The sequence below is a fragment of the Luteimonas viscosa genome (assembly GCF_008244685.1).
GTDB classification, from domain to species: Bacteria; Pseudomonadota; Gammaproteobacteria; order Xanthomonadales; family Xanthomonadaceae; genus Luteimonas; species Luteimonas viscosa.
In genome coordinates, this window is record NZ_VTFT01000001.1 from 1,945,428 (window position 1) to 1,961,275 (window position 15,848).

At 73.5% G+C, this 15,848-nt stretch carries 16 protein-coding genes; all 16 read left to right on the forward strand.

Translation table 11 applies throughout. The features are described from left to right. Positions 1–53: 53 nt before the first annotated feature. The 16 genes from FZO89_RS08580 (at position 54) to FZO89_RS08655 (ending at position 15,835) form a co-directional block, all read left to right on the forward strand. Positions 54–635, forward strand: a complete 582-nt coding sequence (locus FZO89_RS08580) for a FliH/SctL family protein (protein WP_187471189.1) — start codon at positions 54–56, stop codon at positions 633–635. After that, positions 632–2,032, forward strand: coding sequence for a flagellar protein export ATPase FliI (fliI, locus tag FZO89_RS08585; RefSeq protein WP_149102861.1), 1,401 nt, complete (start codon positions 632–634; stop codon positions 2,030–2,032). The genes FZO89_RS08580 and fliI overlap by 4 nt, the downstream gene beginning before the upstream one ends. Before the next feature lie 4 nt (positions 2,033–2,036). Further along, on the forward strand, positions 2,037–2,489 hold the full coding sequence (gene fliJ, locus FZO89_RS08590; RefSeq protein WP_149102862.1) for a flagellar export protein FliJ: 453 nt from the start codon (positions 2,037–2,039) through the stop codon (positions 2,487–2,489). Continuing rightward, positions 2,486–3,688 carry a flagellar hook-length control protein FliK gene (locus tag FZO89_RS18770; RefSeq protein WP_262378581.1) on the forward strand — a complete coding sequence of 401 codons (1,203 nt, stop codon included), beginning with the start codon at positions 2,486–2,488 and terminating at the stop codon, positions 3,686–3,688. Before fliJ ends, FZO89_RS18770 begins: the two co-directional genes overlap by 4 nt. A gap of 606 nt (positions 3,689–4,294) precedes the next feature. Continuing rightward, a complete protein-coding gene (locus FZO89_RS18490) occupies positions 4,295–4,792 on the forward strand; it encodes a flagellar basal body-associated FliL family protein (RefSeq protein WP_187471094.1) in 498 nt (165 codons plus the stop codon). Then, positions 4,792–5,796 carry a flagellar motor switch protein FliM gene (gene fliM / locus FZO89_RS08605; protein WP_149102864.1) on the forward strand — a complete coding sequence of 335 codons (1,005 nt, stop codon included), beginning with the start codon at positions 4,792–4,794 and terminating at the stop codon, positions 5,794–5,796. The genes FZO89_RS18490 and fliM overlap by 1 nt, the downstream gene beginning before the upstream one ends. Further along, positions 5,793–6,125, forward strand: a complete 333-nt coding sequence (gene fliN, locus FZO89_RS08610) for a flagellar motor switch protein FliN (RefSeq protein ID WP_149102865.1) — start codon at positions 5,793–5,795, stop codon at positions 6,123–6,125. Before fliM ends, fliN begins: the two co-directional genes overlap by 4 nt. A gap of 215 nt (positions 6,126–6,340) precedes the next feature. After that, complete coding sequence (fliO, locus tag FZO89_RS08615; protein WP_425480462.1) at positions 6,341–6,727, forward strand: flagellar biosynthetic protein FliO; 387 nt, start codon at positions 6,341–6,343, stop codon at positions 6,725–6,727. After that, on the forward strand, positions 6,724–7,566 hold the full coding sequence (gene fliP / locus FZO89_RS08620; protein WP_149102866.1) for a flagellar type III secretion system pore protein FliP: 843 nt from the start codon (positions 6,724–6,726) through the stop codon (positions 7,564–7,566). The genes fliO and fliP overlap by 4 nt, the downstream gene beginning before the upstream one ends. Before the next feature lie 9 nt (positions 7,567–7,575). Next, positions 7,576–7,845, forward strand: a complete 270-nt coding sequence (locus FZO89_RS08625) for a flagellar biosynthetic protein FliQ (protein ID WP_149102867.1) — start codon at positions 7,576–7,578, stop codon at positions 7,843–7,845. 7 nt (positions 7,846–7,852) lie between these two features. Beyond that, positions 7,853–8,641 carry a flagellar biosynthetic protein FliR gene (gene fliR, locus FZO89_RS08630; protein ID WP_425480437.1) on the forward strand — a complete coding sequence of 263 codons (789 nt, stop codon included), beginning with the start codon at positions 7,853–7,855 and terminating at the stop codon, positions 8,639–8,641. Between the two features lie 4 nt (positions 8,642–8,645). Beyond that, positions 8,646–9,818, forward strand: a complete 1,173-nt coding sequence (flhB, locus tag FZO89_RS08635; RefSeq protein ID WP_149102868.1) for a flagellar biosynthesis protein FlhB — start codon at positions 8,646–8,648, stop codon at positions 9,816–9,818. Beyond that, the gene (flhA, locus tag FZO89_RS08640) at positions 9,815–11,890 is read left to right on the forward strand and encodes a flagellar biosynthesis protein FlhA (protein WP_149102869.1); all 2,076 of its coding nucleotides are present in this window, start codon (positions 9,815–9,817) and stop codon (positions 11,888–11,890) included. The genes flhB and flhA overlap by 4 nt, the downstream gene beginning before the upstream one ends. A 432-nt stretch (positions 11,891–12,322) precedes the next feature. Then, positions 12,323–14,191 (forward strand): flagellar biosynthesis protein FlhF, encoded by a 1,869-nt coding sequence (locus FZO89_RS08645; RefSeq protein ID WP_149102870.1) that lies wholly within the window; start codon positions 12,323–12,325, stop codon positions 14,189–14,191. After that, positions 14,103–15,071 (forward strand): MinD/ParA family protein, encoded by a 969-nt coding sequence (locus FZO89_RS08650; protein ID WP_425480438.1) that lies wholly within the window; start codon positions 14,103–14,105, stop codon positions 15,069–15,071. The genes FZO89_RS08645 and FZO89_RS08650 overlap by 89 nt, the downstream gene beginning before the upstream one ends. Then, complete coding sequence (locus FZO89_RS08655) at positions 15,068–15,835, forward strand: RNA polymerase sigma factor FliA (protein WP_149102872.1); 768 nt, start codon at positions 15,068–15,070, stop codon at positions 15,833–15,835. Before FZO89_RS08650 ends, FZO89_RS08655 begins: the two co-directional genes overlap by 4 nt. Positions 15,836–15,848 lie beyond the last annotated feature (13 nt).

The window sequence follows — 15,848 nt, forward strand, 5'->3', positions numbered from 1 at the left end:
ACGGCACCGGCGCGCTGCGCGCCGACGACCCGCGCCTCGCCGCCGGCGGGGCCGTGCGCTGGAACGCGCCCGGACTGGTCTCGGTGCCGGTGGCCACGCCCGCCGAACCGGTGCCGGCCCCGCCGAGCGTCGAGGAACTGCAGGCGCTCGAACGCGCGGCGCGGGAAGAAGGATTCGCGCGCGGCCACGCCGAAGGCGTCGCCGCCGGACAGGCCGACGTGCGCCGCATGGTGGCGCAGATCGAAGGCGTGCTCGACGGCTTCACCCGCCCGCTCGCGCGCCTCGACGGCGAGGTGGCGGAGGCGCTCGCCGACCTGGCGGTGCGCATCGCCGGCCACCTGGTGGGGCGCGCCTACCGGGCCGACCCGACCCTGCTCGCCGACCTCGTGCGCGAGGCGCTGGAGGCGGTCGGCAGCGACACCCGCGAACTCGAACTGCGCCTGCACAACGACGATTTCGGCGTGCTCGCCCCGCACCTGGCCGGCCTCGACGGCGTGCGCCTGGTGGTGGACGGCGCGCTGGGCCGCGGCGAACTGCGCCTGCACAGCGAAAGCGTGCGCATCGACGGCACCATCGCCTCGCGCCTGCAGTCGGTGCTCGAGGCGACCCTCGCCGCCGGCGAGGCCCGGCCATGAGCAGCGTCGCCGCCGCGCACTGGCAGGAGGCGCGCAACCTGCGCCTGGCCGCGCGCCTGCAGGCCGCCGACCCGCAGCCGCCGTCGCTCGGGCTGGCGCGCGAGGGCGTGCTGCGCCGCGCCGTCGGCCTGACCCTCGAAGCCTCCGGCTGCAGCGCGCCGCTGGGCTCGCGCTGCCGGGTGGAGACCGCCGGCGGCCGCTGGGTCGACGCCGAGGTCGTCGGCTTCGCCGGCGACCGCACCTACCTGATGCCCACCGCCGATCTCGAAGGCCTGCTGCCGAACGCGCGCGTCGTGCCGCTGCGGCGGCGCGGCGAAGTCGCGGTCGGCGAGGGCCTGCTCGGCCGCGTCATCGACAGCGACGGCGTGCCGCTCGACGGCCGCGGCCCGGTGCGCGCCGAACAGTGGGTCGGCCTGGCCGGCACCGCGATCAATCCGCTGATGCGCGAACCGATCACCCAGTCGCTGGACGTGGGCGTGCGCGCGATCAACGCCCTGCTGCCGATCGGCCGCGGCCAGCGCATCGGCCTGTTCGCCGGCTCGGGCGTCGGCAAGTCCACGCTGCTCGGGATGATGACCCGCTTCACCGCCGCCGACGTGATCGTGGTCGGCCTGATCGGCGAACGCGGCCGCGAGGTGCGCGATTTCGTCGAGAGCACGCTGGGCGAGGAAGGCCTGCGCCGCGCCGTTGTCGTCGCCACGCCCGCCGACCGGCCGCCGCTGGCGCGCCTGCACGGCGCGCTGCGCGCCACCGCGATCGCCGAGTACTACCGCGACCAGGGCCTGCACGTGCTGCTGCTGATGGATTCGCTGACCCGCTTCGCCCATGCGCAGCGCGAGGTCGGCCTGTCGGTCGGCGAGCCGCCGACCACCCGCGGCTATCCGCCCAGCGTGTTCGCCAAGCTGCCGCAGCTGGTGGAACGCGCCGGCAACGGCGCCGACGGCCGCGGCTCGATCACCGCGTTCTACACCGTGCTCACCGAGGGCGACGACCAGCAGGAACCGATCGCCGACGCCGCGCGCGCGATCCTCGACGGCCACATCGTGCTCACCCGCCGCATCGCCGATGCCGGCCAGTACCCGGCGATCGACGTCGAGGTCTCGGTCAGCCGCGTCATGCAGGAAATCACCGACCCGGCCTGGCGCGAACGCATCCGCAGGCTCAAGCGGCTGATGGCCGCGCATTCGGCCCAGCGCGACCTGATCGCGATCGGCGCCTACCAGCGCGGCAGCGACCCCGCGGTCGACGAGGCGGTGGCGCGCTGGCCGGCGATCCAGGCCTTCCTCGGCCAGGACGTGGCCGAGGCCTCGGACGTGGCCGCCAGCCGCGCCGCGCTTGCCGCATTGCTCGACGACGGCCCGGCCGCCGTCGCCCCGAACCGCCCGCAGGAGGCCTGAACCGATGCGTTCGCAACGGCTCGATCCGCTGCTCAGGATCATGCAGCAGCGCCAGGACTCGGTGGCCCGCGAGGTCGCCGACCGCGAGCGCACGCTCGGCGAACAGGAGCAGCGCCTGGAAGCGCTGCGCCGCTACGCCGAGGAATACGCCGCGGCACCCGCCGCGACCTCGATCTCGCCGGCGCTGCTGGTCAACCGGCTGGCGTTCCGGGAACGGCTGAACGCGGCCGTCGTGCAGCAGGCCGGGATCGTCGACCACAACCGCCAGCTCAGCGACGTGGAGCGTGCGCGGCTGATGCTCGCCAGCCGCGAGACCAAGGTGCTGGAGCAACTGGCCGACAGCTATCGCGCGCAGGAATCCAGGGTCGCCGAACAGCGCGTCCAGCGCGAGATGGACGACCTCGGCGGTCGCCGTGCGCGCGTCGCCGCGCTGGCCGACGAAGGATCCAAGCCATGAGCGGCGCCGGCGTCCCTTCGCTGGCCGCGGCCGCCGGCGCGCCGCCGGTGCCGCGCGGCGGCGCGCGCATCGACGCCGGAACACAGGCCGATCCCCGCCCGCAGGCGTCTGCGCGTCCGCCGGTCCGCGGCGAGCGCGGCAGCGGCGCGGATCGCAACTCCGGAGCCGGCGAACCGGCGGCCGACGCGGGCCGTCCGGCACGGCCGTTCGCGGACATGCTGGTCGCCAATCCGCCGGCGGGACCGGCGGCGACGCCTTCGGGCGCGGCCGATCCTGCCGGATCCGAGGAGGCGGACGAGCCCTCGCCCGGAGACCTGCTCGCCCTGCTCGACGGGCACTGGTTCGGCGCGCGCATGCCGACGCCTGCGGCCAACGCCGCAGCGGCACCCGCGATCGCGCAGGCTGGCGGCGGGCCACCGGGCCTGCCCGCGGGTGCTGCGGCCGCGCTTGCGATCGCGCTCGCTCCCGCCGCGCCCGGGGGTCCGGCTGACGCCGCACCGCCTTCGGCCGGAGCGCCGACCGGCAGCGTGGCGGGAACGGCCGCAGGCGCTGCCGGCTTCCCGGCCGTCACGGCAGCGGCGGATCCGGGCACCGCTACGGCGGCGGGTGGCTTCGTCGCCGCCCTGGCGGTCGCCACGGCGGAAGCGCCCGCGGCACGCGAGACGGGCGCCGCGGCAGAAGCCGGCATCGCCATCGAACTCCCCGACACCGGCCTTTCCGGACCGGCACCGCTGGCCGCGACCCGGTCGTCGCCGGGCCCGGCGCCGTTGCCGCTGCCGCTTCCGATGCCCGCCGATCCGGCCACCGGTTTCGACGACGGCTTCGGCACGCGCATCGCGTGGATGGCCGAGCAGCGGGTCGGCCATGCCGAGATCCGCCTCAACCCCGAACACGTGGGGCCGATCGACGTGCGCGTGCAGCTGGACGGCGACCAGGTGCGGGCCGAGTTCCACAGCGCCCACGCCGAAGTGCGGCAGGCGATCGAGGCCAGCCTGCCGCGCCTGCGCGAGCTGCTGGGCCAGCATGGGCTGCAACTGGGCCAGGCCGACGTGGGCCAGCGCCAGGCGGGCCAGGAGGGCGGCGCGTCGCGCAGCGGTACCGCGGCACGCGCGGGCGGCGACGCGCTGTCCGGCGACGACGCACCGGCGCCGGCACAGGCGCACGTGCGCCTGCGCGGCCTGCTCGACGAGTACGCCTGACGTTCCGGTCTCGTCCGGCCCCGGGTGCGCTGCGCTTACCCGGGCTACGCGGAGCCGCGGCGTAGCCCGGATAAGGCCGAAGGCCGCATCCGGGGAAGCGGAAGCGTCACGCCACCCGATCATGCGTCCCGGGTGCGCTGCGCTTACCCGGGCTACGCGGGGCCGCGGCGTAGCCCGGATAAGGCCGAAGGCCGCATCCGGGGAAGCGGAAGCGTCACGCCACCCGATCATGCGTCCCGGGTGCGCTGCGCTTACCCGGGCCACGCGGGGCCGCGGCGCAGCCCGGATAAGGCCGAAGGCCGCATCCGGGGAAGCGGAAGCGTCACGCCACCCGATCATGCGTCCCGGGTGCGCTGCGCTTACCCGGGCTACGCGGGGCCGCGGCGTAGCCCGGATAAGGCCGAAGGCCGCATCCGGGGAAATCGCAGGCGCGGCGCGACTCGGCCGGTCCGCCCCGGGTGCGCTGCGCTTGCCCGGGCTACGCGAGGGGCGGACGGGGCCCGTCAAGGGTCCGGCGCGCCGACGGGGCGGCGTCCGTCAAAACGCCGTCATCGCCGCGGCACGCGGATTGCATCCCTCCGGCATCCACCGCCGGAGTCCACGTTCGTGCCAGCCCCCGCCACCGCCACCCAGTCCGCCGTCCCCGCCAAGCCCAAGCGCCGGCTCTGGCCCCTGCTGCTGATCCTCGTCGTGGTGCTCGCCGGCGCCGGCGGTGGCGGCTGGTGGTGGTGGCAGGGCAAGCAGCACGCGCAGGCCGAGGCCGCGCCGGCCAAGCCCGCCCGCCTGCCGGCGCAGTACGTCGCGCTGGAGCCGTCGTTCGTGGTCAACCTCGCCGATACCGATGCGGTGCGCTACCTGCAGGCCGACGTGCAGCTGGTGACCCGTGACCAGGCCACGCTCGACGCCCTCGGCGCGCACCTGCCCTCGATCCGCAACCGCCTGCTGCTGCTGTTCGGGCAACAGCAGGCGCGCCAGCTGGCGCAACGTTCGGGCAAGGAACGCCTGCAGCAGGCCGCGCGCGACGAAGTGCGCGCCCTGCTCAAGGCCGAGGGCGCGGCCGACGAGATCGAAGCCGTGATCTTCACCAGCCTGGTCACCCAGTAATGAGCGCCGACCTGCTGTCCCAGGACGAGATCGACGCCCTGCTGCACGGCGTCGACAGCGGCGTGGTCGAGACCGAGCCGCCGCCCGCCCCGGGCGAGGCGCGCAGCTACGACTTCGCCAGCCAGGACCGCATCGTCCGCGGCAAGCTGCCGACGCTGGAGATGATCAACGAGCGCTTCGCGCGCACGCTGCGCATCGGCCTGTTCAACCTGCTGCGGCGCTCGGCCGACCTGTCGGTGCGCGGCATCGACCTGGTGCGCTTCGGCGAGTACATGCACTCGCTGCAGGTGCCGACCAACCTCAACCTGGTGAAGATGAAGCCGCTGCGCGGCACCGCCATCGTCACCTTCGAGCCGCGGCTGGTGTTCACCGTGGTCGACAACTTCTTCGGCGGCAACGGCAAGTTCCACACCCGCATCGAGGGCCGCGAGTTCACGCCCACCGAGATGCGCGTGATCCAGCTGCTGCTCAAGCAGACCTTCGCCGACCTGGTCGACGCCTGGGCGCCGGTGATGCCCGTGGAGTTCGAGTACCTCAACTCCGAGGTCAACCCGCACTTCGCCAACATCATCAGCCCGCGCGAGTACATCGTGGTCAGCCGCTTCAACGTCGAGCTCGAGGGCGGCGGCGGCGAGCTGCACGTGTCGATCCCGTACGCGATGCTCGAGCCGATCCGCGAACAGCTCGACGCCGGCGTCCAGAGCGACCGCATCGAGAAGGACGAAGGCTGGACCCGCGCGATGCGCACCCAGCTGCAGGACGCGCAGGTCGAACTGAGTTCGGCCATCGCCCATCGCCAGATCAGCCTGCGCGAACTGTCGCGGCTGCGGGTGGGCGACGTGATCCCGATCGAGCTGGCACGCAGCGTGCAGCTGCAGGTCGAACAGATGCCGCTGTTCACCGGCGAGTTCGGCATCCACAACGGCAAGAACGCCATCAAGGTCACGCAGGTGCACGCCGCGCGGACCGTTCCCACCCTCGACTCCCTGGGCAAGACGCCATGACCAGCAACGACGCGGCCCTGGCCGCATTCGATCCGCTCACCGCCGAAGCCGGCCCCGGCCTCGGCGCCGACCTCAACCTGGACGTGATCCTCGACGTGCCGGTGTCGCTGTCGCTCGAGGTCGGACGCACCCGCATCCCGATCCGCAACCTGCTGCAGCTCAACCAGGGCTCGGTGGTCGAACTCGAGCGCGGCGCCGGCGAACCGCTGGACGTGTACGTCAACGGCACCCTGATCGCGCAGGGCGAAGTGGTGGTCGTGAACGACCGCTTCGGCGTGCGCCTGACCGACGTGGTCAGCCCGGCCGAACGGATCAAGCGACTGCGATGAGCGCGACCCCTCTGCACGTCGCGGCGTCGCTGCCTGTGGCGGGGGCCACCGTGGCCGCCTTCACCGGAGCGCCGGTAGCGACCGATCCGGCGCAGCCGGCTCCGACGGAGACCGGCGCGATGCCCGCTTCCGGCGCCGACGACGCCACGGCCGCCGCGCCCGCGACCGCGGCGGAGGCCTTCGCCGCCCGCGCCGGCGCGACCGACAGGCCCGCCATCCCCGCGACGACCACCGCGCAGGCCGGCGTGCCGGTCACCACGCCGCAGTCGCCGGCCAACGCCGGCACCCTCGGTGGCGCGGTGTTCGCGCTGGTGCTGGTGGTCGGGCTGATCCTGCTGCTGTCGAAGCTGGCCAAACGCATGCCGGGGCTCGGCGGCGCCAGCGCCAACCCGGCGCTGCGCATCGTCGGTTCGCTCGCGCTCGGACCGCGCGACCGCCTGGTGGTGGTCGAGGTCGGCGACACCCAGCTGCTGCTCGGCGTCGGCGCCGGCGGCACCCGCACCCTGCACACCCTCGACCAGCCGCTGCCCGCGGTCGCCGCGAAATCCGCGCCGGCACCGTTCGCGCAGCTGCTCGCCCAGCATTTCGGAAAGAAGCCATGATCCGCCTGTCCGCCCTGTTCCGGGCCGTGTCCGCCCGCGCCGCGTTCCCGGGCTGGCTGCTGGCCGCCTGCCTGGTGCTGGCGGCAGCGCTGGTCCCAGCCACCGCCGCGGCGCAGGCCGCGCCCTCCGGCGCCGCACCGGTGGCCGCGCCCGCCGCGCCGGCGCAGCCGCTGCCCTCGGTCGACGTCGGCAACATCGGCGGCCAGCCGGTGAGCATGCCACTGCAGGTGCTGGCGCTGATGACCGGCATCACCCTGCTGCCGGCGGCGCTGCTCGGGCTGACCGCCTTCACCCGCATCATCATCGTGCTGGGCCTGCTGCGGCAGGCGCTGGGCACCGGTCAGACCCCGAGCAACCAGGTGCTGCTGGCGCTGGCGCTGTTCCTCACCGCGATGGTGATGATGCCGGTGTTCGACCAGGCCTGGGCCAACGGCATCGCGCCCTACCTCGACGATTCGATGGACTTCCGCGCCGCCTGGGCCGCGACCTCCGAGCCGTTCCGCGGCTTCATGCTGGCGCAGGTGCGCGAGACCGACCTGATGACCTTCGCCGGCCTGTCGCAGACCGGCCCGTACGCGACGCCGCAGGACGTGCCCTTCGGCGTGCTCGCCGCCTCGTTCCTGACCAGCGAGCTCAAGACCGCGTTCGAGATCGCGTTCCTGATCTTCATCCCGTTCGTGATCATCGACCTGGTGGTGGCGAGCGTGCTGATGTCGATGGGCATGATGATGCTCTCGCCGATGCTGATCTCGGCGCCGTTCAAGATCCTGCTGTTCGTGCTGGTCGACGGCTGGGTGCTCGTCGTCGGCTCGCTCGCCGCCAGCTTCAACCCGGTCTGAGGCGCGACGATGACCCCCGAAACCGCATTGGGCGAGATTTCCCGCGGCCTGCAGATGGCGCTCGTGCTCGGTGGCCCGCCGCTGGTCGCGGTGCTGGTGGTCGGCGTGGTCGTCGGCGTGATCCAGGCCGCCACCCAGATCAACGAGCCGACCATCCCGTTCGTGGTCAAGGTGGTGGGACTGGTCGCGGTGCTCGCCGCCACCGGGCACTTCCTGCTCGGGCGCATGGTCGCGTTCACCACCGACCTGTTCCACCGCATCCCGCACCTGATCGGTTGAAGCCACGGTGGAAACCGTCTCGCTCGCGTCGATGGCCGGGGTCGACCTGTTCGGCATGCTCGCCACCGTGCTCTGGTACGCGCTGCGCATCGGCGCCGCGCTGCAGGTGCTGCCGGTGATCGGCGGCCGCGGCATCCCGGCGCGGGCGCGGCTGATCACCACGCTGGCGCTCTCGGCGGCGTTGTCGACGGTACTGCCGCCGCCACCGCCGATGGGGGTGGACGCGGCCACCGCGCTCGGCGTGCTGCGCGAGTTCACCGTGGGCGTGGCGATCGGCCTGATGCTGCGGCTGGCGTTCGAGGCCGGGCAGCTGGCGGGCGAATTCGTCAGCCAGGGCATGGGCCTGTCGTTCGCGACCATGGCCGATCCGCTCAGCGGCGCCTCGTCGCCGGTACTGTCGCAGTGGTTCTACCTGGCGTTCGCGCTGCTGTTCTTCACCGTCGACGGCCACCTGGCCCTGGTCGGCCTGCTGGCCGACAGCTACGGCGGGCTGCCGATCGGCGCCGCGCTGCCGGACGTGCAGGCGCTGCTGTCGGCGGTGCCGGCGTTCTTCGGTGCCTGCCTGCGCGCCGGCGCGCTGCTGGCGCTGCCGGTGATGATGGCGCTGCTGGCGGTCAACATCGCCTTCGGCGTGCTCGCCCGCGCCGCCTCGCAGCTCAACCCGATGGCGATCGGCCTGCCGGTATCGCTGCTGGTCGGCCTGCTGCTGCTGATGCTGCTGATGCGCGAGCTGGAATCGCCGGTGCGGCAGCTGTTCGAAGACGCATTCGCCGCCGCGCGCGCACTCACGGGCTGAGGCGATGAGCGAGGAAACCCAGAAGGAGGACCGCACCGAACAGCCGACCGAGAAACGGCTGCGCGATGCGCGCGAGAAGGGCCAGGTGCCGCGTTCGCGCGAACTGGCCAACGTCGCCGTGCTCGGCTGCGCGGTGCTGGCGCTGAAGGCGACCAGCGGCAGCATCGGCGCCGCCTCGCGCGACTGGATGCGCGGCGCGCTGACCATCGACCCGGCCCTGCTCGACGCCCCCGACCGGCTGCTGCCGCACGCGGCGTCGCTGTTCGCCGGGCTGGTGTTGCCGCTGCTGCCGCTGGTGTTCGCCGCGCTGCTGGCCTGCGCGCTGGCGCCGTTGGCGATGGGCGGCATCCGCTTCGCCGGCAAGTCGCTGCAGCCGGACTTCTCGCGGCTGAGCCCGATGAAGGGCCTGGCGCGCCTGTACGGCGCCGAGAGCCTGGCCGAACTGCTGCGCTCGCTGCTGCGCGTGGGGCTGATCGGCGGGGTCGGGGCGTGGGTGGTGTGGCGGGCGTTCTCGACCCTGCTGTCGATGCCGCAGGCCTCGCTCGAGGCCGCGGTGGCCGGCGGCGTGGACCTCGCGCTGACCGCGCTGCTGGCGATGGTCGGCTCGCTGGCGCTGCTGGCGGCGATCGACGTGCCCTGGCAGCACCACCAGCACCGCAGCAAGCTGAAGATGACCAAGCAGGAACTGCGCGACGAGGCCAAGGAGGCCGAGGGCAACCCCGAGCTCAAGGCGCGGGTGCGCCAGGTGCAGCGGCAGATGTCGCAGCGGCGGATGATGGAGGCGGTGCCCGGCGCCGACGTGGTGGTGATGAACCCGACCCACTACGCGGTGGCGATGAAGTACCAGCCCGGCATGCGCGCGCCGACCGTGGTGGCCAAGGGCGTCGACGAGATGGCGCTGGCGATCCGCGCGCTGGCGCAGAAGCACCGGATCGCGATCGTCGAGGCGCCGCCGCTGGCACGCGCCTTGTATAGGCAGTCGCAGGTCGACCAGGAAATCCCGGTGAAACTGTACGCCGCCGTCGCGCAGGTGCTGTCCTACGTGTACCAGCTTCGCGCCTGGGTGCCGGGACGCGGGCCGATGCCGGCGATGGCCGAGGTCGACGTCGGCGCCGACGGCGCGCCCGACCCGGTCGATGCCGCTTCCGTCGACGGCGACGGAAGCCCGGCGCGATGAGCGCCGCCAGCCCCGGCCGCGGCGCCGGGATCCTCGCCAGCCTGCGCAGCGGCGCCGCGGCGCCGATCGTGGTGATCGCGCTGCTGGCGATGGTGATCGTGCCGCTGGCGCCGATCGTGCTCGACGCCCTGTTCACCATCAACATCGCGCTGTCGCTGGTGGTGATGCTGGCGGTGGTGTACGTGCGCCGGCCGCTGGAATTCTCGATCTTCCCCAGCGTGCTGCTGATGGTCACGCTGCTGCGGCTGGCGCTCAACGTCGCCTCCACCCGCGTGGTGCTGCTGCACGGCCACCAGGGCGAGGCCGCCGCCGGCCATGTCATCGAATCGTTCGGGCAGTTCGTGATCGGCGGCAGCTACGCGGTCGGCATCGTGGTGTTCGCGATCCTGACCATCGTCAACTTCGTGGTGGTCACCAAGGGCGCCGGGCGCATCTCCGAGGTCTCGGCGCGCTTCATCCTCGACGCCCTGCCCGGCAAGCAGATGGCGATCGACGCCGACCTCAACGCCGGCCTGCTCAGCCGCGAGGACGCCAAGGCCCGGCGCCAGGAAGTGCGCGAGGAAGCCGACTTCTACGGCTCGATGGACGGCGCCAGCAAGTTCGTCCGCGGCGACGCCATCGCCGGCATCCTGATCCTGGCGATCAACCTGGTGGGCGGCATCCTGATCGGGATGCTGTCGCACGAGATGAGCTTCGGCGACGCCGCCCAGACCTACACCATGCTCGCGATCGGCGACGGCCTGGTGGCGCAGCTGCCGGCGCTGCTGATCGCGGTCGCCACCGCGATGCTGGTCACGCGCTCGACCGGCGAGCAGGAGATGGGCGAGACGGTGTCGAAGCAGGTCTTCGGCCACCAGCGCGCGCTGACCGTGTCCGCGGTGCTGATGGGCCTGATCGGCATCGTGCCGGGCATGCCGAACGTGCCGTTCCTGCTGCTGTCGGGCATCCTGGGCTGGGCGGCGTGGAAGCTGCGCAAGGGCGCGGCGGACGCGGCGGCCCCCGAGGCCGGAACGGCGGGCGCCGACGCCCCCGCGGCGCCGGCGGCCGAGCTCAGCTGGGACGAGATCCGCCCGGTGGAACCGCTGGCGCTGGAGGTCGGCTACCGCCTGATCGCGCTGGTCGACCAGGCCCAGGGCGGACAGCTGCTGGCGCGGCTCAAGGGCGTGCGCCGCAAGCTCACCCAGGACCTGGGCTTCCTGATCCCGGCGGTGCACGTGCGCGACAACCTCGAACTCGCGCCGGGACAATACCGGCTGCTGGTGCACGGGGTGCCGGTCGCCACCGGCGAGCTGGTGCCCGATCGCGAACTCGCGCTCGATCCGGGCCGGGTGTTCGGCCCGCTCGACGGCATCCCGGGCAAGGATCCCGCCTTCGGCCTGGACGCGGTCTGGATCGTGCCGAGCCAGCGCGCGCATGCCGAATCGCTGGGCTACACCGTGGTCGACGCGGCCACGGTCGCGGCCACCCACCTCTCGCACGTGGTGCGCGAACGGGCGGCCGACCTGCTCGGCCACGACGAGGTGCAGCAGTTGCTGACCGCGCTCGGCCGCAGCGTGCCCAAGCTGGTCGAGGACCTGGTGCCGAAGCTGCTGCCGCTGTCGGTGGTGGTCAAGGTGCTGCAGTCGCTGCTGGCCGACCGGGTGCCGGTGCGGCAGATGCGCCAGATCGTGGAAACCCTGCTCGAGCATGGCGCCCAAACCCAGGATCCGGCCGCGCTCACGGCGGCGGTGCGCATCGCGCTGGGCCGCTTCATCGTGCAGGAACTCAACGGGATGGCGCCGGAGCTGCCGGTCTACACCCTGGCGCCGGCGCTCGAACGCGTGCTGCAGGACTCGGCCACCGGCCAGGGCGCCGCACTGGAACCGGGACTGGCCGAGCGCCTGCACCAGAACCTCGGCGACTGCGTCACCCGCCAGGAGAGCCGCGGCGAGCCCGCGGTGCTGCTGGTGCCCGGCAGCGTGCGCGCCTCGGTCGCGCGCCTGGTCCGCCACAGCGTGCCGTCGCTCGCGGTCCTGGCCTATGCCGAGGTGCCGGAAGACAAGCGCCTGCGCCTGGTGGGCGCCGTAGGCTGACACGCCCCCCGTCCCGCAACGCGTCGCCCGGGCAAGCGAAGCGCACCCGGGAGGATCTCCTCCTCCATCGGGCCTCGCCTCCCGGCAACCCGGATGCGGCCTGCGGCCTTATCCGGGCTACGCGGTTCCGCCGCACCCACGTAGCCCCGGTAAGCGAAGCGCACCCGGGGCGGATCTCCTCCTCCATGGGGCCTCGCTTCCCGGCAACCCGGATGCGGCCTGCGGCCTTATCCGGGCTACGCGGTTCCGCCGTACCGCGTAGCCCGGGTAAGCAAAGCGCACCCGGGGTGGATCTGGCCGCGCGTCGGCGTCCCGACAGGCACGCCCGGTCCCGGGCGCCAAGCTTCCGACGCGCCCGCCCGGGAGTTCAGGCCCGGGTCTTGCAGGAAGGGGGCAGGCACCTGCCGCCACCACCCGACCCGGGCCAACACCATGCGAATCAAGCGTTTCACCGCTCCCGACATGCGCACCGCCCTGCGCATGGTCCGCGACGAACAGGGAGCCGATGCGGTGATCCTGTCCACCCGCGCCAGCGCCGACGGCGCCGGCATCGAGGTGGTCGCCGCCACCGACTACGACGAGGCCCTCGTGGCCCAGGCGCTGCGCGCGGCCGCGCCCGCGAGCGGCGCGCCTGCCCGTCCCCAGGCGGCTGCCGCGCCGCCGCGTGCCGCCGCCTCCGCATCTCCGGCCCCCGCTGCCGGCGACGGCGCGACCCGCGACAGCCTGATCTCGCGCGCCCGCGCCGTGTTCCGGATCGGCGATGCGCCGACCCTGGCCGAACTGACCGGTGGCGCCCCCGAAGCGGCACCGGGCGCTGCACCCGCCGCTGCCCATGCGCCCGCCCCCGCGCGATCCGTCGCCGCGCCGGCATCGGCCAGGCCGCCCGCCGCGACGATGCCGCCTGCGCCGACCGCGCCCGCCACGACGGCACGGCCGCCGGTCCCCGCGACCCCCACCCCGGCGCCGGCCGCGACATCGCCTGCCGCCATCCCGCCAGCGGCGGTCCCGAGCCGCTTCGAGGCGATGATGGCCGCACTCGACGCCGCGCCGATGCCCGCGCCCCGTGCCGAAGCAACTTCAATCCCGTCCGCCGCCGCGGATTTCGAACCTGCCGCGCCTGCCTTCCTCGCGCCGCGCGCCCCGATCGCCGAAGCCACCCCCGCCGCGCGCCCCGCCCGCGAGGACGAGGCGGAGGACTTCGGCCCGCTGATGCCGGACTTCCCGATGCCGCTGCGCCCGGAGCCGGTGACGGACGCCGCCGCCAGCGCGCCGCGCGAATCCATCGCCGCGCAACTCCCGGACGCAACGCGTCCGCCGGCCGAGAACACCGACGGCGAACGCACCCGCGACGCCATCGCGCCGCGCGCCCTGCAGGCCGTCGTCAGCCCCGAGCTCGACCCCGCCATCGTGTCGATGCGCGAGGAGATGGCGCGGATGCGGCAGATGATGGAAACGCAGATGGAGCAGCTCTCGCTCGAGCGCCTGCGCGGCTCGCCCGCGCGCGCGGCCGTGCTCGAAGCGCTCGCCGGCTACGGCTGCGACGAATCGCTGGCGCGCGAAGTGGCCGCGCAGATCGACCCGCGGCTGCCGGTGGATGCGATCCACGGGCCGATGTTCGAAACCCTGGCGCGGATGATCACCGTCACCCGCAGCGAACCGCTGGAAGACGGCGGCGTGATCGCCCTGGTCGGCCCGACCGGCGCCGGCAAGACGACGACGGCGGCCAAGCTCGCCGCGCGCTTCGCCGCCCGCCATCGCGCCCGCGACGTCGCCCTGGTCACCACCGACTGCGAGCGCGCCGGCGCCCGCGAACAGTTGCAGGCCCATGGCCGCCGCCTCGGCATCACCGTGTGCGAGGCCGAAGGGCCCGAACGCCTCCAGGACACGCTGGCGCAGCTGGTCGACTACCCGTTGGTGCTGGTCGACACCACCGGCCACGCGCCGCGCGACCGCGCCGTGTTCAGCCAGATCCTGTGGCTGCGTGCCGCGCGCAAGGTGCGCAGCCTGCTGGTGCTGCCCGCCAATGCCCACCCCTACGACCTCGGCGAGGTGATCCGCCGCTACCGCCCGGCCAAGCCGGAAGGCGTGGTGCTGACCAAGCTCGACGAAACCGGGCGCCTCGGCTCGGCGCTCTCGGTCCTGGCCCGCCATGGCCTGGGACTTGCCTACACCACCCAGGGCCAGCAGGTGCCGTCGGACCTCGACGCCGCCGATGCCACCCGCCTCGTCCAGTCACTGGAGAAAACCCGCCGTGCTGCCGATAACCCCCTCGCCACCGAGGATCGCCATGCAGTCGCCTGACCCCCACCTGCCCCACGCCCTGTCCAGCGGCCCGGAAGGCGCCGACGCGCCCGCGGGCCCGGTCCGGGTGATCGCCGTCGCCAGTGGCAAGGGCGGCGTCGGCAAGACCTCGGTCTCGGTCAACCTCGCCACCGCCCTGGTCAACGCCGGCCAGCGCACGCTGCTGCTGGACACCGACCTGGGCCTGGCCAACGTCGACGTGATGCTGGGCCTGACGCCCACCTTCACCCTGGCCGACGTGTTCGCCGACCGCTGCGAGCTGCGCGACACGGTGATCGAATGCCCCAACGGGCTGATGATCGTCCCCGCCGCGTCGGGCAAGCGCCACATGACCGAACTCCAGCCCAGCCAGCACGTGGGCCTGGTGCATGCGTTCTCCGAACTCGACCTGGACCTGGACGTGATGGTGGTCGACAACGCCGCCGGCATCGCCGACGGCGTGCTGACCTTCTGCCAGGCCGCGCAGGACGTGATCGTGGTGGTCTGCGACGAGCCGGCCTCGGTCACCGACGCCTACGCCCTGATCAAGGTGCTCAGCCGCGAGCGCGGCGTCAGCCGGGTGCAGGTGCTGGCCAACCAGGTGCAGGACCATCGCGAAGGCAAGCAGCTGTTCGAGAAGCTCGAGCGCGTCAGCGCGCGCTTCCTCGACGTCACCCTCAACTACCTCGGCGCGATCCCGCGCGACGAATGGCTGCGTCGCGCGGTGCAGCGCCAGGAAGCGGTGGTCGACGTGTTCCCGTCGGCGCCCTCTTCGGTCGCGTTCCGCGACATCGCCCGGCGTTCGCGCCAGTGGCAGTCGCCCAGCGGCGCGCGCGGACACGTCGAGTTCTTCCTCGAACGCCTGGTCGCCCCGGCGGCGACGCGGGGGGCCGCGGCATGAACGCCACCGCCACCGCGCAGTACCGCGCCAACCAGCAGGGCAGCGCCGCCGAAGTCGTCGAGAAGCACGGCGAACTGGTGCGACGCATCGCCCACCACCTCGCCGCGCGCCTGCCGGCGAGCGTGGAGATCGACGACCTGATCCAGGCCGGCATGCTCGGCCTGATCGACGCCGCGCGCAATTTCCAGTCCGACCAGGGCGCGGCGTTCGAGACCTACGCCTCGATCCGCATCCGCGGCGCGATGATCGACGAGATCCGCCGCGGCGACTGGGTGCCGCGCTCGGTCCACCGGCGCTACCGCGACATCGTCGCCGCCACCCGCGCGATCGAGCAGAGCACCGGCCAGGCCGCCACCGCGCAGCAGGTCGCCGCCGCGCTGGGCGTGTCGCTGGACGAATACCACGGCATGGTCGAGAACGCCGCGCGCGGGCAGCTGGTGAGCCTGGACGCGCACATGGACGAACACGATGGCGAGCCGCGGCTGGCCCGCCACGCCAGCGCCACGCCCGAACGCGAGTTCGAGCAGGGCGCGTTCCGCGACGCGCTGGCCGAAGCCATCGACGGCCTACCCGAACGCGAGCGCCTGGTGCTGTCGCTGTACTACGAACAGGAACTCAACCTGCGCGAGATCGGCGCGGTGCTCGGCGTCAGCGAATCGCGCGCCTGCCAGATCCATGGCCAGGCCGCGGTGCGGCTGCGCGCGCGGCTCGCCGACTGGCGCCGCGACGGCGGCGACGAAGACGACGACGACTACCTGCCCTGAGCGCAGCGACGCG